This window comes from Actinoallomurus sp. NPDC052308 (genome assembly GCF_040679195.1).
In the GTDB taxonomy this organism is placed as follows: domain Bacteria; phylum Actinomycetota; class Actinomycetes; order Streptosporangiales; family Streptosporangiaceae; genus Actinoallomurus; species Actinoallomurus liliacearum.
Window position 1 is genome coordinate 1135686 of record NZ_JBFAUM010000001.1, and the last position, 17815, is coordinate 1153500.

At 72.5% G+C, this 17815-nt stretch carries 21 protein-coding genes and 1 tRNA gene; 9 read left to right on the top strand and 13 right to left on the bottom strand.

Translation table 11 applies throughout. From position 1 onward, the window contains the following. Positions 1–60 precede the first annotated feature (60 nt). Both AB0L00_RS05760 and AB0L00_RS05765 read right to left on the bottom strand, forming a co-directional pair. Positions 61–1224 (bottom strand): glutamate--cysteine ligase, encoded by a 1164-nt coding sequence (locus AB0L00_RS05760; RefSeq protein WP_364428826.1) that lies wholly within the window; start codon positions 1222–1224, stop codon positions 61–63. An 82-nt stretch (positions 1225–1306) separates the two neighbouring features. After that, the gene (locus AB0L00_RS05765) at positions 1307–2041 is read right to left on the bottom strand and encodes a maleylpyruvate isomerase family mycothiol-dependent enzyme (protein WP_364428828.1); all 735 of its coding nucleotides are present in this window, start codon (positions 2039–2041) and stop codon (positions 1307–1309) included. A 104-nt stretch (positions 2042–2145) separates the two neighbouring features. Between AB0L00_RS05765 and AB0L00_RS05770 the strand changes: the two genes are divergently transcribed. From AB0L00_RS05770 to AB0L00_RS05785, 4 genes are read left to right on the top strand one after another with little or no spacing between them, the layout of a single operon-like run. Further along, entirely contained in the window at positions 2146–2640 is a 495-nt protein-coding gene (locus AB0L00_RS05770; RefSeq protein WP_364428831.1) for a hypothetical protein, read from the top strand. A gap of 41 nt (positions 2641–2681) precedes the next feature. Continuing rightward, complete coding sequence (locus AB0L00_RS05775; protein ID WP_364428834.1) at positions 2682–3197, top strand: SigE family RNA polymerase sigma factor; 516 nt, start codon at positions 2682–2684, stop codon at positions 3195–3197. After that, positions 3187–3633, top strand: coding sequence for a hypothetical protein (locus AB0L00_RS05780; RefSeq protein ID WP_364428837.1), 447 nt, complete (start codon positions 3187–3189; stop codon positions 3631–3633). The genes AB0L00_RS05775 and AB0L00_RS05780 overlap by 11 nt, the downstream gene beginning before the upstream one ends. A 33-nt stretch (positions 3634–3666) precedes the next feature. Further along, the gene (locus AB0L00_RS05785) at positions 3667–3789 is read left to right on the top strand and encodes a hypothetical protein (RefSeq protein ID WP_364428840.1); all 123 of its coding nucleotides are present in this window, start codon (positions 3667–3669) and stop codon (positions 3787–3789) included. A 66-nt stretch (positions 3790–3855) separates the two neighbouring features. On the opposite strand, the gene AB0L00_RS05790 is transcribed toward AB0L00_RS05785, so the two are convergent. The 6 genes from AB0L00_RS05790 to AB0L00_RS05815 form a co-directional block, all read right to left on the bottom strand. Continuing rightward, positions 3856–4779, bottom strand: coding sequence for a sensor histidine kinase (locus AB0L00_RS05790; RefSeq protein WP_364428842.1), 924 nt, complete (start codon positions 4777–4779; stop codon positions 3856–3858). Continuing rightward, entirely contained in the window at positions 4776–5651 is an 876-nt protein-coding gene (locus AB0L00_RS05795) for an MEDS domain-containing protein (RefSeq protein ID WP_364428845.1), read from the bottom strand. The genes AB0L00_RS05790 and AB0L00_RS05795 overlap by 4 nt, the downstream gene beginning before the upstream one ends. A gap of 113 nt (positions 5652–5764) precedes the next feature. Beyond that, positions 5765–6268: a flavin reductase family protein gene (locus AB0L00_RS05800; protein ID WP_364428848.1), complete on the bottom strand. Its 504-nt coding sequence runs from the start codon at positions 6266–6268 to the stop codon at positions 5765–5767. Positions 6269–6294: 26 nt separating this feature from the next. Beyond that, entirely contained in the window at positions 6295–6873 is a 579-nt protein-coding gene (locus AB0L00_RS05805; protein ID WP_364428851.1) for an NAD(P)H-dependent oxidoreductase, read from the bottom strand. Next, positions 6870–7976 carry an LLM class flavin-dependent oxidoreductase gene (locus AB0L00_RS05810; RefSeq protein ID WP_364428853.1) on the bottom strand — a complete coding sequence of 369 codons (1107 nt, stop codon included), beginning with the start codon at positions 7974–7976 and terminating at the stop codon, positions 6870–6872. The genes AB0L00_RS05805 and AB0L00_RS05810 overlap by 4 nt, the downstream gene beginning before the upstream one ends. Positions 7977–8048: 72 nt before the next feature. After that, on the bottom strand, positions 8049–8969 hold the full coding sequence (locus AB0L00_RS05815; RefSeq protein WP_364428856.1) for a LysR substrate-binding domain-containing protein: 921 nt from the start codon (positions 8967–8969) through the stop codon (positions 8049–8051). 79 nt (positions 8970–9048) lie between these two features. On the opposite strand from AB0L00_RS05815, the gene AB0L00_RS05820 reads away from it, so the two are divergent. The 4 genes from AB0L00_RS05820 (at position 9049) to AB0L00_RS05835 (ending at position 12688) form a co-directional block, all read left to right on the top strand. Continuing rightward, positions 9049–9810 (top strand): NAD(P)-binding domain-containing protein, encoded by a 762-nt coding sequence (locus tag AB0L00_RS05820; RefSeq protein WP_364428859.1) that lies wholly within the window; start codon positions 9049–9051, stop codon positions 9808–9810. Further along, on the top strand, positions 9807–10202 hold the full coding sequence (locus AB0L00_RS05825) for a RidA family protein (protein ID WP_364428861.1): 396 nt from the start codon (positions 9807–9809) through the stop codon (positions 10200–10202). Before AB0L00_RS05820 ends, AB0L00_RS05825 begins: the two co-directional genes overlap by 4 nt. Positions 10203–10443: 241 nt before the next feature. Continuing rightward, positions 10444–11661, top strand: a complete 1218-nt coding sequence (locus tag AB0L00_RS05830) for a S53 family peptidase (RefSeq protein WP_364428864.1) — start codon at positions 10444–10446, stop codon at positions 11659–11661. A 199-nt stretch (positions 11662–11860) separates the two neighbouring features. Further along, on the top strand, positions 11861–12688 hold the full coding sequence (locus tag AB0L00_RS05835) for an SAM-dependent methyltransferase (RefSeq protein WP_364428867.1): 828 nt from the start codon (positions 11861–11863) through the stop codon (positions 12686–12688). Positions 12689–12717: 29 nt separating this feature from the next. On the opposite strand, the gene AB0L00_RS05840 is transcribed toward AB0L00_RS05835, so the two are convergent. The 4 genes from AB0L00_RS05840 to bcp all read right to left on the bottom strand — a co-directional run bounded on the left by AB0L00_RS05840 (position 12718) and on the right by bcp (position 14649). Next, positions 12718–13494: a DNA-formamidopyrimidine glycosylase family protein gene (locus tag AB0L00_RS05840; protein WP_364428870.1), complete on the bottom strand. Its 777-nt coding sequence runs from the start codon at positions 13492–13494 to the stop codon at positions 12718–12720. A 74-nt stretch (positions 13495–13568) separates the two neighbouring features. Then, a tRNA-Leu gene (locus AB0L00_RS05845) sits at positions 13569–13642 on the bottom strand. Further along, the gene (locus tag AB0L00_RS05850) at positions 13633–14133 is read right to left on the bottom strand and encodes an HNH endonuclease signature motif containing protein (RefSeq protein WP_364428872.1); all 501 of its coding nucleotides are present in this window, start codon (positions 14131–14133) and stop codon (positions 13633–13635) included. The genes AB0L00_RS05845 and AB0L00_RS05850 overlap by 10 nt, the downstream gene beginning before the upstream one ends. Before the next feature lie 45 nt (positions 14134–14178). Then, complete coding sequence (gene bcp, locus AB0L00_RS05855) at positions 14179–14649, bottom strand: thioredoxin-dependent thiol peroxidase (protein ID WP_364428874.1); 471 nt, start codon at positions 14647–14649, stop codon at positions 14179–14181. Positions 14650–14816: 167 nt separating this feature from the next. Here bcp and AB0L00_RS05860 point away from each other — a divergent pair, with 167 nt between their 5' ends. Continuing rightward, on the top strand, positions 14817–15116 hold the full coding sequence (locus AB0L00_RS05860) for a DUF3618 domain-containing protein (RefSeq protein WP_364428877.1): 300 nt from the start codon (positions 14817–14819) through the stop codon (positions 15114–15116). 56 nt (positions 15117–15172) lie between these two features. Here the strand turns inward: AB0L00_RS05860 and AB0L00_RS05865 are convergent, their stop codons facing one another. Continuing rightward, complete coding sequence (locus tag AB0L00_RS05865) at positions 15173–17800, bottom strand: sugar-binding protein (RefSeq protein WP_364428880.1); 2628 nt, start codon at positions 17798–17800, stop codon at positions 15173–15175. Between the last annotated feature and the right edge of the window lie 15 nt (positions 17801–17815).

The window sequence follows — 17815 nt, forward strand, 5'->3', positions numbered from 1 at the left end:
CCTCCTTCGCCGGCCCCGTGACCAAGGTGCTCTGCTTACCGATTCCCTCGCTTCGCTCGGTCATAGGAACTCCGTCACGTCCTCGTCCTCTCGGCAGGGGCCGGCCGTCTGCTCGGCGAGCACGTCCACCACCGCGCCCAGGCCGTACGCGGCGGCGGCGCGCTGGCGCAGGGCACCGGAGCCGTGCCGCGCCAGCCAGGCGAGGACGGCGCGTACGCGGGCCAGGTCACCCGACGCCTCGAGCGCCGGGCGGACCCGGTCGAGCATCTCCCGGAGCAGCCGCGTCGCCGGTACCGCGCGCTCCTCGACCGGATGCACCCCGGGACCGTCGAGGCCGTACCGGGCCGCCGACCACGTCGCGGCCGCGCAGAGCTGGTCGTCGACGGCGGGCGCCTCCCGGCCCCGCCGCAGGTCGGACAGGGCCGTACGGATCAGGGCGCGTACGAGGGCCGCCTGCAGCACCGCCTCGTCGACGGTGGCGGCGGCGTCTCCGGCCCGGACCTCCACGGTCGGCAGCCGCGGCGACGGCCGGGCGAGCCAGAAGGACATGCGCTCGTCGATGAGCGCGCCGGCCTCGACCAGCCGGGCCACCTGACGGTCGTAGGCGGCGGCCGAGGGGAACCACGGCGGCACCCCGGAGCCGGGGAAGCGCGCCTGATCGAGCATCCGCCAGCTCTGGTATCCCGAGTCCCGGCCGTGGTCGAACGGTGAGTTCCCCGCCAGCGCCACCAGCGTCGGCAGCCAGGGCCGCAGGTGGTTGACCACCGCGACCGCCGTCTCCCGGTCGGCCACGCCGGTGTGCACGTGGCAGCCGCACGCCTGGTAGTCCGCCACCACGCCGGCGTACCGGTCGGCGATCTCCGCGAACCGCTCACCGGGGGCCACCGGAATGGCGTCCCCGGGCAGCACCGCGGTCCCCGAGGAGATCAACCGCGCGCCCTCGGCGTCCGCCGCGGCGGCGAGCCGGCGCCGGCCGTCGCACAGCTGGCCGCGCAGGGCGTCCAGCGTGGTGCAGGTGCCGGTCGCGGCCTCGACCTGGGCGGTGAGCAGCTCGCCGTACAGCCCGCCGCCGGGCGTGAGATCGACGCCGGACTCCGGCGCGCGGGCCAGTACGGCCGCCGCCCGCGGCACGGTCCGCCGCGTCTCCGCGTCCACGAGGAGGAACTCCTCCTCCACGCCCACGGTCACCCCGTCGTCGAGGCCGTACACCGGCCCGTCCCCCATGCCGAAGCCATTCCCGGTGCGGCTGCCCGCTAACGGATCGCCAAGGAACGACCTGCGCGGCCGATACCGGGGCGGGAGGTCCTCAGCCGGTGGCGGCGGCGAGGGCGGCGCGCAGGTCCGCCGCCGCCGCGCGGTCGCCGCACACGCGGACGGCGTCGTCGCCCCGGCGGCCCCACAGCCACAGGTAGACGGCGGCCGGATCGCCGATCACCACGGCGTCCGCGTCATCGGGCAGCTCGGCGGTCACCTCGGCGGACGCGGCGTCGAAGGTCACCCGCCACACCCGGGACCCGGCGGCGACACCCACGGTACGGGCGGCCGCGGGCCGCCCCCGGCCGCCCCGGCCGAACCGCTGGACGAGGTAGAGCGACAGGACCTCGTCGGCGCCGTCGGCGGCGAACTCCGCGTCGACCGGGCCGATCGGGCCGTACGCCGCCTCGACGTCGACCCGGTGCACGGTGGTCTCGTGCGCCATCCGCCGCCACCAGAAGCCGACGGTGCGGTCCTCCGGGGACCATGTGTCGCAGGGTTCGTCCGGAGGCCGCCGGCCGAGCTCGTCGTGCAGTTCGGCGGCACCGGCGCGGAACCAGCGGATCACGTCGCCGTCGTCCGGTCCGCGGTCCCAGTCCTCGGGCCGGCGCTGCGCGCGCACCCAGTCGATCACCGCGCGGTGCACGCTGCCGAGGTGCCGGACGACCTCGCCGACGTTCATACCGGGGCAGGTGGGGACGGGCGCGCCGAGGTCGCGGTCGGCGGCGAACGCGGCGAGGTGCGCGCTCTCGGCCCGCAGCCGGGTGAGGAAGTCGGAGGGCTCCATCAGGACAAGCCTGACCGGTCGCGCGAACTCCGTCAAAGACCGTGACAACCGATCGGCCCGGGGGCGGGGTTGATGGGGGTGTACGGAAACGAAGGGATCTTGCCATGACCGATCGCAGACGCCGCCGGACCACCTTGACCTTCGCGGGGGCCGGCGCGGCCGTCGCCGTGCTGGCGGGCGTGTGGGCGGGCGGCACCGCCCTGGCCGGGGGCTCGGGCCACGGGGCGAAGAACGTCGCCGACTCCTCCCGGGTCGCCCCCACCCCGACATCCCGGCAGCCGGTGCCGGTGACGCCCTCTCCCCGCCCGACCCGGAGCACCGAACCCCGGCCCGTGCCGACGGACGTACCGCGTCCCGTGCCGACGTGCGCGACCACCGCGCGGCCGGAGCCCCGCCCGACGAGCACCGTGAAGCCCCATCCGACGGCCTCCGTGAAACCCCGCCCGACGAGCACCGCGCGGCCGGAACCCCGCCCGACGAGCACCGCGCCGGTCCCGTCGAAGCCCCATCCGACGCCCTCGACGGCCCGGCCGTCGCACCGGCCCGTGACTGCGACGCCGGTGCCCTCCTACTGCCCGCGCCCGAAGGCAGTGGGGTAGGCGGGACACTGTCCATCCTGAGCCGAGAGGAGGCCCGCGGAGTGAGTGGAGACGAGCTCACGTTCGACGAGTTCGTCATCGCCTCCGCGGGGCGCCTGCTGCGCACCGCGGTGTTCCTCGTCTACGACCGCCACCTCGCCGAGGACCTCCTCCAGACCACGTACGAGCGGGTCGCGCGGCGGTGGACGCGGATCCTGCGCGGCGGGCACCAGCCGGAGGCGTACGCGCGCAAGGTGCTCGTCAACCTGGCCATCGACCATCACAGGCGCCGCAAGAGGCGGGCCGATCTGCCGGTCGGCGGAACGATCGACGTCGATCGCCTGACCGGGGCGCGCGAGGCGTACGACGCGACGGGGACCCCGCTCGACGACGTCCTCGCGGCCCTGCCCGTCAAGCAGCGGGCCGTGGTGGTGCTGCGCTACTGGTGTGATCTCAGCGAGCAGGAGATCGCGGACGCGCTCGGCATCTCCCGGGGAACGGTGAAGAGCCACACGTCACGGGCGATGACGGCGCTTCGGCGGCAACTGGCGGAGGAAGGAGCGGCTCATGAGCGATGACCTCGACGCCCTGCTCCGCGACCACTACCGGCGCGCGGCCGAGGGCGTCCGGCCGGACCCCCAGCTGATCGACCGGCTCCGGAACACCGCGCGGCCCGCGCGGGCCGTTCCCGGGTGGCCGCGGCTGCTGCTCGCGGCGGCGGCGGTGGCGGCGATCGCCCTGGTCACATGGGGCCTGCTCCGGCCGGATCACCGGGTCGAACCGAGCGATCACAGCGTGCCGGTCGCTCCGCCGTCCGCGACGACCGTGGTGACACCGTCGCCGGAGCCGTCGGCGCGCACGGCCCGCCCGAGACAGCGGACCACGAAGCCGGAGCGACGCACCCCGTCCGCCCGGCCGACCCCGACCCCGCGGCCCACCCGTACCGCGGCCGGGACGCCGAGCCCGTCGTCCACGACGACGCCGTCCTCGACCCCCCGGCCGACGGGACGGTGATCTGCCATCATCCGTTGATGACCACCGGTCATCATGGTGATCGTCGTGGCCGTCGTCATGCGCGGCGGCGACCTCCCCGGAGCCGTCGCGCTCGTCCAGGCGGAGACGGGGATGACCCGGCAGGACGCGGAGCGGTTCGTCACATCGCTCGGCTGACGGCAGCGACGCGGGACGGCAGTGACGCGGGCCAACGGCAGTGACGGCTGACGGCAGGGGCGCGGGCTAACGGCAGGGGGCGTGCAGCCGGACGATGGTCCCCGCCGGGCCGGTGCGCAACTGGACCAGCGCGCACAGCATGCGAACGCCCCACAGCCCGAATCCCGACAGGGACGCGGGATCGGGCGGTACGAAGCCGGGGACCGGGTCCGGCTGCCAGTGGCCCGCGTCGGTCACCTCGACGATCAGGTCGTCGTCCTCCCGCCACAGCTGGCAGCCGATCGGATGGCGGCCGTGCCGGATCGCGTTGGTGGCCACCTCCGTCGTCGCCACCAGCAGGTCGTTCACCCGGGGGCGGGACATGCCGTGATGGCGGGCGTGGCCGGCGAGGAACGAGCGCAGCGTGCTCAGGTCGTCGTCGTCGATCGGTAGCCGGACCGCGCCGGGCGGCGGGGGCGGCAGGGGATCGCGGTCGACGTGCGCGCCGACGGTGGCCGGGTCGAGGTAGGCGTCGTTGCAGCGGGGACAGGTCCCCTCGACGATCTGGGGGTGGGTGCGCAGCGCCCCGTCGAGCAGTCCCCGATGCGTGGTGCGCCGGTCGTACAGGCACAGCACCGAGGCGCTGATGTCGGCGAACGCCTCGTTGATGATCGACTCGTACCTCGTCCACTCGGCGATCTGGGCCGGCGTCCCGGTCTCCCAGCCCGGCTCCGCGACCACCCTGACCCGGGCGGTGGCGTTCTCGGCGATGAACGAGCTGTAGTTGGCGATGGTGCGCGTCGGCTGGACGTACCAGGAGGCGGAGTCGGCGAACTCGACGGCGTCGGAGTCGGCGCCAAGGGCCTGACGCAGGCAGGAGAGGTTGGGGGCCGTGCCGACGGTCAGCACGGCCTCGCCCGCGCTGAGCCCCTCCTGGAGGAACGGCACGACCGTGTCCAGGATGTCCTTCTCGTTGTCGTACATCAGGACCTGGTGGATGAGTCGCGTCATCGGGCCTCACCGTCGCCGATCTCCAGCCAGGGCAGCAGCCGGCTGCTCACCAGCGCGACGACGTCCGTCAGGTGGATCGAGGGATTGTCGAGGACCACCCGCGCCCCGAGGTGCATCGCCGCGCCGGCCATCATGCTGAGCGCGCCGAGGTCGATGAACCGCAGGTCGGCGAGGTCCAGGTGCACCTCGCCGCCCCGATCGACGACCTTCCGCAGCGACTCGCCGAACACGGCGTGCCGCGCGCCGTCCAGCTCGCCGCTGAGCCGGAGGCCACGGGGGTGGAACGTCGGGGTGATGCTCAGCACTCCGTCGTCGAAGTAGGGATCGGCGCCCACGAGCACCTCGTGCCTCTCCTTCAGCGCGGTGAGTTCCTCGGGCGTGCAGGAGCGTGCGTCGACCTGGCAGATCGCCATCGCCATCGTGCTGGGCGAGATCGCCGCGTCCACCCGCGCCTCGCACTCCAGGATGCCGTCGCGTCCACTCTCCTGCCGGAACGCCCACGTCATGTCGACGGTGACCCGGACACCGCGGAACCGTTCGGTCTCCGCCCGGTCGAGGACCTCCCGCAGCGTCGTCGTCATCCGCGCCGGGTCGAACACCCCGCGGGTCAGGCAGGTCTCCGCCTGCGGCAGGATCGCCAACTGCCCGCTGCGCAGGTAGGTCTCAGGCTCCAGCCGATAGCGCGACCGCAGGTCGGGAAGGTCCTGCGGACCGGCGTCGGTGATGTAGATGACCTTGTCGGAACCGGCCAGTCCGTCACGGAGGAAGGCTCCGATGACGTGGTCGTGCTCCTCCTGGTCGGCGTAGGAGAACCAGGCGTGGTCTCCGGGAAGCAGCTCTCCGACGGATCTTCGGGCGAACCAGGGCTCCATGTGCCTCCTCCCGCGCTACGTCGGCAGGTGGCCTCCACCATACGGCGAACGACACAGCGTGACGATGATTTCACGAATCCCACTGTCATTGAAACTTCCAGTGAAACCGTCAGTCACCCGCCGTGCGCGGTGAACCGGCCGTACCGGCCGCGATGGTAGAGCAGGGGAGCGCCCGGCGGGCCGACGCCCGTCTCGACGACCAGGCCCACCACGAGCCAGTGATCTCCCATCGCGACCGTGTCGTACGGCTCGCACAGCAGGTAGGCCGCGGTGCCGTTCAGGATCGGCACCTCACCCGGCCCCGGGCGCCAGGAGGTCGGTGGCGCGAAGCGGCCACCGCCGGGCCCGGCGAACCGGGACGCGATCTCCGTCTGGTCGGTGGCGAGCACGTTCACCGCGAACGTCGCGGCGTCGCGCAGCCGCGGCCAGGTCGTCGAGGCACGTCCGACGCAGAACGACACCAGCGGCGGGTCGAGACTGACCGAGGTGAACGAGGTGGCCGTGAGGCCCACCTGGCCGGGACCGGTCACGACCACCACCCCGGCGGCGTGCCGGCCCACGGCCCGCCGGAAGCTCGCCCCGTCGACCACCGGTCGCTGGCTCACACGCGTGCCCATCGACTTCGCCTCCGAACCGGCCCGCGTCACCGTACGGCTTCAGGGAGCCGTACGGCGGCGGCCCATCCGGCCAGGACCTCGTCCAAGCGGTCGATGTCGGCCTCGACCACGGCGAGCCCCGGCGTGGGGACGGTCGCGCCGAGCTCGACGAGGAGCGGCCGCAGGTGCACCTCCACCGCGAGCGCGTGCCGAGGCGACCCCATCACCAGCAGCGGCAGCGCCGTCACGCCGGTCAAGGACGGCACCCGGTCGAGGAACGACTTGAGCAGGCCCGTGTAGGTCCCCTTGTACGTAGGACTGGCCACGAGGAGCAGGTCCGCCGAGGTCACCCGCGACACCGCCTCGTCCAGGAGCGGGCCCGGGTCCCGGCTCAACAGGCGATCGGCGAGCTCGGTCAGGTCCACGGTCTCCGGCCGGACGCCCGGCGCGATGGCCCGCGCGGCCCGGTCGGCGACGGCGTGCGTGCGCGACGCCGGGCGGGGGTTGCCGACCAGCACGACGAGTTTCGGTCCGCGACGCCCGGGGACCTCGTCCGGGCCCACGGCCGGCCGGCCGGCCAGGGCCTCACCCCGGTCGACGCCGATTCCCTCGCTTCGCTCGGTCATGCGGCCACCTCCCGGAGTCCGCGGCGGGTCAGCTCGGGCAGGACGCCCTCGCCGAACCAGTACGCCTCTTCCAAGTGCGGGTAGCCGGAGAGGACGAACTCGTCGATGCCGAGTTCGGCGAACTCCTCGATCCGCTCGGCCACCTGGGCATGGCTGCCGACCAGCGCGGTGCCGGCGCCGCCGCGGACCAGGCCGACGCCCGCCCACAGGTTCGGGTAGATCTCCAGGTCGTGGCTGGACCCGCCCTTACGGAAGGTCTCGTGCAGAGCGCGCATCCGCTGCTGGCCGACCGACTCGCTGCGGGCCAGGCCCTGCTGCGCGGCGGCGATCTCGGCCGGGTCGAGGTCGTCCAGCAGCCGGTTCGCGGCCGTCCAGGCCTCCTTGGCCGAGTCGCGGGTCACGACGTGCAGCCGGATGCCGAACCGGAGCGCACGGCCCTCCCGCGCGGCCAGCTCCCGCACCCACTCGATCTTTCGGCGCACCTGCTCGGGCGGCTCGCCCCACGTGAGGTAGACGTCCGCGTGCCGCGCCGCCACGGGCCCGGCGGCGCCCGACGACCCGCCGAAGTACAGGCGGGGCGCCGGGTCGGGCGCCTCCCGCACGGTGGCGCCCTCGATCTCGTAGTAGTTGCCGGAGAAGTCGAACGAGGTGCCGCTCCAGGCGCCCCGCAGGACGGTCAGGAACTCGTCGGTGCGCGCGTAGCGTTCGTCGTGGCCGAGGTGGTCGCCGAAGCGCGCCTGCTCGGCGGTCTCCCCACCGGTGACGATGTTCAGCAGCAGCCGTCCCCGGGACAGCCGCTGGTACGTCGCGGCCATCTGCGCGGCGAGGGTCGGCGACAGCAGGCCCGGACGAAAGGCGACCAGGAACTTCAGCCGCTCGGTCTCCCGCGTCAGCGCGGCGGTGGTCAGCCAGGCGTCCTCGCAGAGCGTTCCCGTGGGCGTCAGCACGCCCTCGAAGCCGAGCTGTTCGGCGGTGCGGGCGATCTGCGCCAGGTACTCGATGTCGGGTTCGCGCTGCACGCCGCGTACGGCGGCGCCATGGCCGCCGCCGACGAGCGTGCGGCCGTCGCCGCTGGTGGGCAGGAACCAGTGGAATGCGGTCACGCTGCCATGGTCGACGAGGATCCTAACAAAGTCAACCAATAAAGTAGGGATATCTTTCGTGGGGCGGCGGCGTCACGTCCGCCGCGTCGCGCGCGCCGTTCGCTCGCGGAGCCGCGTGACCGCGTCGTCGAGGAAGCCGAGGAACGCCGTGAGCGCGGGCGGGGCCGTCACCCCGGCGGGTGTCGCGGCGTACACCCGGCGCACCGGCGCGTCATCGGGGTGCAGCGGCACCAGGACGATGTCCGGCCGGGCCGCGCCGGCCGCCAGCGACGGGATGAGCGTCACCCCTAGGCCCGCCGCCACCATCCCCTGCTTGGCGATCCACTCGCCGACGACGTAGGTGATCTGGGGGCGGAACGCCCGATGCGGCGTCGCGCTGATCAACGTGTCCTCCGGCCGGGACCGGCCCGCGATCCAGTCCTCGTCCGCCAGCTCGGCGAGCCGTACCTCCTCGCGCCCGGCCAGGCGGTGGCCCGGGTGCACGGCCACGAGCATCGGATCGTCGAGCAGATGGCGCAGCCGCAGGCCCTCGAAGTCCTCCTCGGTGTCCGCCGTCACGATGGCCAGGTCGAGCTCGCCGGCCCCCAGCCGCTCCGCGTGGTGGCGGGTCAGGCCGTCGGACAGCGAGACCGACACCCGCGGATGCGCGGCGCGGAACGCGGCCATCGCCTGCGGCACGAGCGCGGCGTCGGCGGTGGCGAACGCGCCCACCCGGAGCCGGCCGGCCGCCAGATCCCGCAGCGCCCGGAGATCGCCCCGGGCGGTCCGGAGACGTTCGGTGATCGCCGAGGCGTGCGGCAGCAGGCACCGGCCCTCCTCCGTGAGCCGCACGCCACGAGGCAGGCGGTCGAACAGCGCCGCGCCCAGCCGGCCTTCCAGGACGGAGATCTGCCGGGAGACCGCCGACTGGGTGTAGCCGAGCGCCTCCGCCGCGCCCGTGAAGGACCCCCGCCGCGCGACCTCCTGGAAGACCACGAGGAGATCGATATCCATCCAGCCATGCTAGGCCCGCATGCCGTTCATGCGAAACATTCGCTGGTGGAATGTCTCGCCGACTCATAACGTCTTCGTCGTGATCGCCTTTCTCGGACTCGGGCGCATGGGAGCGCCTCTCGCCCGGCGGCTGCTCGCGGCCGGGCACGACGTGACCGTCTGGAACCGCACCGCCGAACGGGCAGCGCCGCTGGGCGCGGCCGGAGCCGCCATCGCGGCGACGCCCGCCGACGCCGTCCGCGCCGCCGACGTCGTCATCACGATGCTGGCGGACGCGCCCGCCCTCGAGGCGGTGGCCGCGCGGATCGCTCCGGCGATGCGGCCCGACGCCTGCCTCGTCGAGATGTCCACCGTCGGGCCGGCGGCGGTGCGCGCGCTCGCCGCGCGGGTGCCCGCCGTGGTCGACGCGCCGGTGATGGGCAGCGTCGACCGCGCCGCCGACGGCACCCTCACCGTGCTGGCCGGCGGCGACGTCCACCGGGTCGCGCAGATCCTCGCCGTCTTCGGCACCGTCGTACGGTGCGGGGAACTCGGAGCGGGGGCCGCGCGGAAGATCCTGCTCATCAACGCCGCCATCGGGGCCGTGGCGCTGACCGCGGACCTGACCGGGCTCGCCACCCGGCTCGGCGTCCCCGACCCGCTCGCCGTCCTCGCCGAAGGACCTCTCGCCGGGGCCGTCGCCCGGCTCCGCGCCGAGGAGGCCGACTTCCCGCTGCGGCTGGCCGCCAAGGACGTCGGGCTGGCGCTGGACGTCGCGGCGTTCCCCGTGCTCGAGGCCGTACGGGAAAGGCTGCTGTGCGCCTCCGACCAGGAGGCCGACCTGCGAAAGGTACTGAAGTGACGACCTTCGACAACCCCGCCACCGTCCCGGCTCCGCCCGCGGGCCGGTACTCCCACGTGGCCCGGATCGAACTCGGCGACACGACGATGCTCGTCCTGTCCGGCCAGGTGGCGATCGACGCCGAGGGCAGGCTCATCGGCGCGAACGACATGCGGGCCCAGGCAGACTACGTGCTGGACGTGATCGAGAAGATCCTCGCGGCGCATGGCGCGACGCTCGGCGACGTGGTCAACATCCGGACGTTCCTCACCGACCTGGACCGGCTCGGTGAGTACGCCGAGGCACGGCTGCCGCGGTTCACCGGCACGCCCCCGACCAGCACGACCGTGGAGGTGTCCCGGCTGTTCGTCCCCGGGGCGCTGCTCGAGGTCGAGGTGACGGCGATCGTCTGAATCACCGGGCGCCGAGGCGCTGCCCGCGCCTCGGCGCTCTCCGACGCCCTTTGCCAGGACTTTACTGTCTTTGCCTTGACTCAGACAGTCAAGGGCTGCTGCCTGCGATTCCTCGAAAATCGAGCTTTACTGTCTTTGGCACTTGTTGCCGAAATTGACAGAAATTTGGGGTCTTTTGGTGTTGTCGGGCGTCATGTGAAGATTCCTGCGTCGTACCCCCCGCCGGCTCTTAGGAGAGCACATGCGACGACGCGTCACCGGGACCCTCATGGGTGGGCTGATCCTCGCCCTGGTCCCATTCCTGTCCGGCCCCGCCTCCGCCAGCCCGACCGCCGCCACGAGCGCGGCCGCGCCTGCGGCACCGGTGGTCCAGCACCCGTTCCACCACGCCTGCTCGACTCCGCGAGCGGGCCGCGCGAGCTGCAACGCCCTCGTCCGCAGTGACGTCGCCACCAGCAACGCCACCGTACGCGCCGCGGCCGCCGCCCCCTCCGGCCTCTCGCCGGCCAACCTGCAGAGCGCCTACAAGCTGTCGACCAGCGGCGGCTCCGGCCAGACCGTCGCCATCGTCGACGCCTACAACGCCCCCACCGCAGAGGCCGACCTGGGCGTCTACCGGAGCCAGTACGGCCTGCCGGCGTGCACGACCGCCAACGGCTGCTTCAAGAAGGTCGACCAGAACGGCGGCACGTCCTACCCGTCCACGGACGGCGGCTGGGCGCAGGAGATCTCCCTCGACCTCGACATGGTCTCCGCCGTCTGCCCCAACTGCAAGATCGTCCTGGTCGAGGCGAAGTCCGCGTCGTTCGCCAACCTCGGCGCCGCCGAGAACACCGCCGCCAAGCTCGCCAACGTCATCAGCAACAGCTACGGCGGCTCCGACGCCTCGGACTCCAGCTACGGCTCGTACTACAACCACCCCGGCAAGGCGATCACCGTCAGCTCCGGTGACAGCGGCTACGGCGTCGAGTACCCGGCGTCCTCGCACTACGTCACGGCCGTCGGCGGCACCTCGCTGAGGACCGCGAGCAACAGCCGCGGCTGGACCGAGACCGCCTGGAGCGGCGCGGGCAGCGGCTGCTCGTCCTACAACACCGCCCTGTCCGGCCAGTCCAGCTTCAACACGGGCTGCTCCCGCCGCGCCGTCGCCGACGTCTCCGCCGTCGCCGACCCGAACACCGGCGTCGCCGTCTACGACAGCACCGCCTACCAGGGCCAGAGCGGCTGGATGGTCTTCGGCGGCACCAGCGTCGCCGCGCCGGTCATCGCCGGCGTGTACGGCCTGGCCGGCAACGCCGCCAGCATCGACAACAACTACCCCTACACCCACTCCGGCTCGCTGTTCGACGTGACCTCTGGCAGCAACGGAAGCTGCTCCCCGTCGCAGCTCTGCACCGCCCGCACCGGCTGGGACGGCCCCACCGGCCTGGGCACCCCGAACGGCACCGGCGCCTTCTAGCGGTCCGGTGAACGGTGGGCCCGGCACGCACGACGCCGGGCCCGCCGTCGCCTTTCCGGGCAGGACGGAGCGGCGATCCCAGGGGCATCCCTGCGCCCGTAATGCCGGTAAACCCGAGATAGCTTCAGATACCGCCGAGTACGATGATCATCGCGAGCCGACCAGAGTCGATCGGCGACCGATGAGGGGGTGGGCGGCCGTGACCGACGCGGACAGCACGACGACCGGTTGGGCGGACCAGGGCCACGAGCAGGCCCCACCGGGCATCGACGTACGGACGCCCAGCCCGGCGCGGATCTACGACGTCTTCCTCGGCGGCAAGGACAACTACGCCGCCGACCGGGCCGCGGCCCAGGTCGCCATCGAGGCCGGACCCGACATCCCCCGCGCCGCCCGGGAGAACCGCGCGTACCTCGGCCGGGCCGTGCGCTTCGCCGTCGAGAGCGGCATCCGGCAGTTCATCGACCTCGGCACCGGCCTGCCCACCCAGGGCAACGTCCACGAGGCCGCCCAGTCACTCGCCCCGGACGCCCGCGTCGTCTACGTCGACAACGACCCCATCGTCCTCGCGCACGCGCGGGCGCTGCTGCCGCCGTCCAAGACCACGACCGTCATCCAGGCCGACTTCCGCGAAGCCGCCGCCATCCTCGACCACCCGAAGACACGGTCACTGATCGACCTCGACCAGCCGGTCGCCGTGCTCATGCTCGCGGTCCTGCACTTCGCCGCCGACGACGAGGTCCGCGCCAGCATCGCGACCTTCCGCGAGGTGATGGCCCCCGGCAGCCTCCTGATCCTGTCGCACAGCACCACCGAGGGTCACCCGGAGACCGGCGACCAGGCCGCCGGCGCGTGGAAGAACGCCACCGCCCGCCTGCAGAGCCGCACCCAGAAGGAGATCGAGGCCCTGTTCGACGCCTTCGACCTGCTCGACCCCGGCGTCGTCTGGGTCCCCCAGTGGCGCCCCGACCCCGGCGCGGAGGACGGCACCCGCTGGATGTACGCCGGCGTCGCCCGCCGCCCGTAGGCACCACCACCTTGGTGATCCCACGCTGATCAGGTGGGTTGGCAGGAACGGCACCAGACGGTCGTACGCCCCGAAACCCGGCGCCGGGACAACGTGGTGCCGCAGTGCGGACACGGGCCGTCCCGCTCGTCGCGAGCGCCGGTGAGCCAGGTATCGCGCGGCGGAACCCTCTCGACCTTCACCGACTCTCGCAGGATTCGCCGCATCGTGCGGTAGAGCGCCGCGAGGTCTTTCTCGTCCAGGTCCGGCACGGCCCGGAGCGGGCTGATCCGCGCCTGCCAGCAGATCTCGTCGGCCAGCAGATTTCCGAGGCCGGCGAGCAGCGACTGATCGGTCAATGCGGACTTGAGCCGACCACGGCGGCCGGACAGCAGTTCGTCGAATTCCTTGCGGGACACCTCGAGCGCGTCCGGCCCCAGGTCGCCGAGAATCCGCTCGGCCCGCCGCTCGTCGTCCGCGAGGCGTACACCCTGGAGCTTGCGCATGTCCCGGAAGCGGAGCTCGCCGTCGCCGAGACTCCAGATGACACGGTCGTGCGGATGCGGCGGCTCATCCGGCGAGTGCCAGGAAAGGGAGCCGGTCATCCCGAAGTGCAGGATCAACACCGGACCGCCGACCGGCGCGATCAGCCACTTCCCGAGCCGCCGGGGCTCCTCGAAACGGCGGCCGCGCACCGCGTCGTCCAGCGCCCGCGCGGTCGTCCCGCGCAGCACCCCGGCGTCCCGTACGCGCACGCCCGTGATCGGCTCACCGGTGTGCTCGGCCAGCACCCGGCGAAACCCCTCGACGTCAGGAAGCTCCGGCACAAAGAACTGCTACCCGCGCTGCCCGAGAATATGAAAAATCCTCCGAACCTGTGGGTCCGGAGGATTTCTCATTGTGGGGCCGGTGGGACTCGAACCCACACTGTCACGCTCCTAAGGCGTGTGCCTCGGCCGATTGGGCTACGACCCCTTGCTCTTCCTGTTCTTCATTCTACCGGCATACGTCGGTGTCTGTGAGTGACAGTTCGGGCAGAGGAAGCGGAGGTTTTCTCTGCGGTTGTCGAAGTAGTCTCCGTTGATGTGGTCGACGTGCAGGATCAGCGGTCTGCCGTTCCAGATGGCCGCCACATCGCACTCGCCGCACCGGTAGGCGACTCCGGACTCGATTAAAGTCCTCCGCAGGATTTCCGGTCGCTGCCGCCGCGCGTCGCTCGGTCGAATCACGAAAACCTGCTCGGGCGTCAGACGATGGGCCGCCGGCTTGCCTCTGTTCCATGCCTGACGGCCGAAATGGGATGTGTCGATATTGAAGTGCTTGAGTCTGCGGCTGATATGCGCGTGTACTCCTCCTGACCATGGGATTCCGAGGTAGCGAAGTACCCCGGCGATGCTGTTGGAGGCGGCGGCAGCCTCGGCGAGAAGCTCCGGAGTGTACTTGTAGCTGTACTTTCTGTTGACCATGGCGTGAATCTAGCGCCACGGTCGGACAGTCTCCGGGCGGTCGCGTCAGACGCCGAGTTCCTTCAGCAGGCGCTCGACGTGGCCGGTGGCCTTCACGTTGTAGAGGGCCTTCTCGACCTTGCCGTCGGCGTCGATGATGAAGGTGGAGCGGATGACGCCGACCATGGTCTTGCCGTACAGCTTCTTCTCGCCGTACGCGCCGTACGCCTGGAGGACCTTGGTGTCGGGGTCGGACAGCAGCGGGAAGGTCAGCTCGTCGCGGTCGCGGAACTTCGCGAGCTTGCCGGGCTCGTCCGGCGACACGCCGAGCACGTCGACGCCCGCCTCCTCCAGCGCCGGGAGCGCGTCGCGGAAGCCGACGGCCTCCTTGGTGCAGCCAGGGGTCATCGCCGCCGGGTAGAAGTAGACGATCACGCGGCGGCCGCGGTACGACGACAGCGACACCGGCTTGCCGTCGGCGTCGGGAAGCGTGAACTCCGGGGCCACGTCTCCGGGCTGCAGTCGTTGCTCCGTCACTTGATCACCTTTCCGGTCGAGCTGAGTCCCACCGTACCTGGGTCGCAGCATACGACGCGGGATCGGGGTACAAGTCGGCCAGAGAGCGATGTCGGGCGGCGGCACCTGACAGACTTGTGCTGGGATCATGCCGCCGATTCCGACCACCACCGCAGGAAGGAAACCTCATGTCCGACAGAGCCCGCGATCCAGCGGCGATTGAGCGGGACATCGAGCAGACGCGCGAGGAGTTGGCGCGCAGCATCGACGAGCTCGCCGACCGGCTGAGCCCGAAGCACGCCGCGCAGCGTGGCATGGCGAAGGTCAAGGAGGAGGCCGGTCTCGTCGCCGAGGACCTCGGCGCTCTGGCCCGGCGGGAGAAGCAGGATCGGCCGCGCAGCCCGCTGACCGGACCGGTGCTGATCGGGGCCGGGGTCGTGGCGACGACCCTCGCGCTCCGGATGCTGCTGCGCCGGCGCGGCCGCTGACCGCGCGAGCGAAGCGCCCAGACTCCTGACCGGGAGCCTGGGCGCTTCGTCGTTTCTCAGCGGAGGGGTACGGCGGTGGCGGCGGTGCCGCCCGCCTGGGCGTCGAAGGCGACGGCGAGCGTGCCGGCGGCGCCGGGCACGGTGACGGTGCGGGTCCCCGCCGCGGTGAAGGCGACCTTCGCCTGGCCGAGGATCTTTCCGTTCCAGACGTAGGCGTACGCGGTGCCGGGGCCGGTGGCGCGGAGCCGGACGGTGACCGCGCCGCCGGTGACGGCGGGCCGTCCGACGACGCGGGCGGTGTCGGAGCGGGGCGCGGCGGTTCCGGCCGCGAGGGGGACACCGGTGCCGGCGGCCTGCAGGATCGACTGCGGGGAGTTGACGGACAGCGCCGCGGTCTTGGAGATCACCGGGGGCGGCGCGGTGGTGGGCCTACCGGACGGCGGGGTGTAGCCGGGGAGGGTGGCCAGGCCCCAGCGGTAGGGGTCGCCCTGCACTCCGCCCCACGTCGACCAGCCGATGCGGGACTGACCGGTCTTGTCGGTGGTGTCGGAGTCGTAGACGAAGATGTCGAGGCCGAGGCGGCCCGGGTCGACGGCGGCGGGCAGGTCGGCGAGCGGGATCTTCGTCTCGACGGTGTAGCCGGTGTACGGCTTGTCGACGACCGAGGCGACCCGCATGCCGGGCGCGGTGTCCGCGCCGGGTCCCTGGTGGTTGTCGGCGTCGCGTTCGAAGCAGGGCGCGCCGTTCGTGGTGGTGGGCATGATCCCGGTCTTGAAGGTGGTCGAGGTGTTCTCGGCGTCGCCGCGCGGGTCGAGGGCGATCTCGACCGAGTCGGTGCGCCAGTGCCGCTTGCAGTCGGCGGGGTCGAGGACGCTGCCCTGCTTGTCGTCGGTGACGTGGACGAGGACGTAGAGGGCGTCGTCGTACCAGGTGACCTTGCCGGTGGCGGCGCAGTCGGCGGCCGACTCGCAGGCGGTGCCCTCCCAGAGGCGGGACAGGTTCAGGGTCGGGCCGGGGTATTCGGCGGCGGACTCCTTGCCGTCGACCGTGGGCTCCTTGGCGGCGTGCGGGATCGTGGTGGCCGGCACGAGTTCGAGCGCGGCCTTCGCGACGTCGGGGGTGCCGGTGGACGTGGTGGTGATGGTGTAGTCGTAGTCGCCGCCGGTGCCGCCCTGGTTGGCGGTCGGCAGTGAGGTGTCGGTGTCGCGCACCGTGAAGGCGACCGAGCCCTTCGCGCCGGCCGCGAGGGTGTACGGCTTGGACGCGGCGTCGGCGGTGAAGCCCTTGGGCAGGTTCAGGGTGACGGAGCCCTGCTGGGCCTGCTTCGTGGTGTTGGTGAGGTCGACGCGGACCTGGCGGGAGCCGCCGGAGGCGAGGGTGAGGACCCGCTTGACCCGGTCGGAGAGCTGGGGCGCGCCGGTGGTGGCGGCCCAGGCGTCGAAGTCGGAGACGCGGGGGAGCGGCTGCTGGCGGCCGGTGACCGCGGGTTCGACCTCGACGGCGCGGCCGGTGGTGCCGGTGCCGTGCGCGGTCGTCAGCGTGGCGCCGAGCCGTACGCGTCCGGGCTTGCCGGTGGCGGTGACGGTGAAGGTCGTGGTGCCGTGGCGCAGGGCGCCGGAGCCGGTGACGGTCCAGCCGGCGGGCGCGGAGAGCGTGACGCGTCCGGGGACCGAGGCGTGCGCGGTGACGGTGAACGGCTCACCGGGGGCGACGCCGAAGCGGCCGGTGGTCAAGGAGAACTCGGTGCCGAGGGGCAGGCCGCCCTTGGCGGGGTAGGTGGCGCCTTCGAGCGCGGCGAGGGGGTCGTGGTTCCCCCGGGTGAAGGGCACCCGGCTGTCGACCAGGGTGAAGTAGTCACAGCCGATCTTGTTCGGGTCGCTCGGGGGGTCGGGGTTGTGCGCCCAGCCCTGGCTGGCGTAGAGACGCCCGGCCTCGGCCTCGATCTGCGCCCAGGTCTTGCCGTTCTTCGAGGCGCGGCCGTCCCAGACGCCGTAGACGTCGGCGCTGGGGTCGGTGGGCGTGAAGGTCGTCTCGCAGGACGGGCCGGTGCCGCTCGTGACGAGGTGTTCCTGGTGGAGCAGGCGGGCGGCGCGCCAGGGCTTGAGGTGCTCCTTGGTGAGCTGGTCGGGGTACGCCGTGGGGTCGGCGGCGAGGTAGTACGCCTCGACGGCGAGGCGCCCGGCCTCCTGGTGGTTGCCGTGCTGGCCGGGGATGGGGGACGGCGTCATGGTCGTGATGACCTTGGGGCGGGTCTCCCGGACGAGGCGGACGACCTTGGCGAGCGTCGAGTCGTGGTCCCAGACCGAGCGGGTGAGCTCGTCGCTGACGGTGTAGTAGAAGTCGACCTTGTCGAGGTAGTGCACGTCGATGATGCCGGCCTTGGCGACGGCGGCGCGTTCCTCGCCCTCGCGGAGCAGGCCGAGGGCCGGGCCCTCCTCGGGGCCGACCGCGTTGCCGCCGCCCTCGCCGCGGGTGATGGTGAGCACGCCGGTCTTCACGTGGGCCCGCTCGTTCCACTGGCCGTACGTGGAGAGGTTGAAGGATTCGTCGTCGGGGTGCGCGCCGACGAACAGGACGTCCAGCCGGGCCGGCCGGGGCGGGTCCCCCGCGGCGGCCTGGACGGGCGGGGCGAGGCCGAGCAGGCCCGCGGCGAGCGTCACGGAGAGGGCGAGGCTCTTGCGCATGGGGGGTCAACTCCT

Excerpts from the sequence above, each read along its gene's own strand:
- AB0L00_RS05785 (WP_364428840.1), top strand. The coding sequence starts at position 3,667 with ATGGTGATCGTCGTGGCCGTCGTCATGCGCGGCGGCGACCTCCCCGGA.
- AB0L00_RS05850 (WP_364428872.1), bottom strand. The coding sequence starts at position 14,133 with ATGGTCAACAGAAAGTACAGCTACAAGTACACTCCGGAGCTTCTCGCC.
- AB0L00_RS05795 (WP_364428845.1), bottom strand. The coding sequence starts at position 5,651 with ATGGAGCCCTGGTTCGCCCGAAGATCCGTCGGAGAGCTGCTTCCCGGA.
- AB0L00_RS05800 (WP_364428848.1), bottom strand. The coding sequence starts at position 6,268 with ATGGGCACGCGTGTGAGCCAGCGACCGGTGGTCGACGGGGCGAGCTTC.
- AB0L00_RS05860 (WP_364428877.1), top strand. The coding sequence starts at position 14,817 with ATGTCCGACAGAGCCCGCGATCCAGCGGCGATTGAGCGGGACATCGAG.
- AB0L00_RS05830 (WP_364428864.1), top strand. The coding sequence starts at position 10,444 with ATGCGACGACGCGTCACCGGGACCCTCATGGGTGGGCTGATCCTCGCC.
- AB0L00_RS05765 (WP_364428828.1), bottom strand. The coding sequence starts at position 2,041 with ATGGAGCCCTCCGACTTCCTCACCCGGCTGCGGGCCGAGAGCGCGCAC.
- AB0L00_RS05780 (WP_364428837.1), top strand. The coding sequence starts at position 3,187 with ATGAGCGATGACCTCGACGCCCTGCTCCGCGACCACTACCGGCGCGCG.
- AB0L00_RS05790 (WP_364428842.1), bottom strand. The coding sequence starts at position 4,779 with ATGACGCGACTCATCCACCAGGTCCTGATGTACGACAACGAGAAGGAC.
- AB0L00_RS05770 (WP_364428831.1), top strand. The coding sequence starts at position 2,146 with ATGACCGATCGCAGACGCCGCCGGACCACCTTGACCTTCGCGGGGGCC.
- AB0L00_RS05760 (WP_364428826.1), bottom strand. The coding sequence starts at position 1,224 with ATGGGGGACGGGCCGGTGTACGGCCTCGACGACGGGGTGACCGTGGGC.
- AB0L00_RS05865 (WP_364428880.1), bottom strand. The coding sequence starts at position 17,800 with ATGCGCAAGAGCCTCGCCCTCTCCGTGACGCTCGCCGCGGGCCTGCTC.
- AB0L00_RS05805 (WP_364428851.1), bottom strand. The coding sequence starts at position 6,873 with ATGACCGAGCGAAGCGAGGGAATCGGCGTCGACCGGGGTGAGGCCCTG.
- AB0L00_RS05815 (WP_364428856.1), bottom strand. The coding sequence starts at position 8,969 with ATGGATATCGATCTCCTCGTGGTCTTCCAGGAGGTCGCGCGGCGGGGG.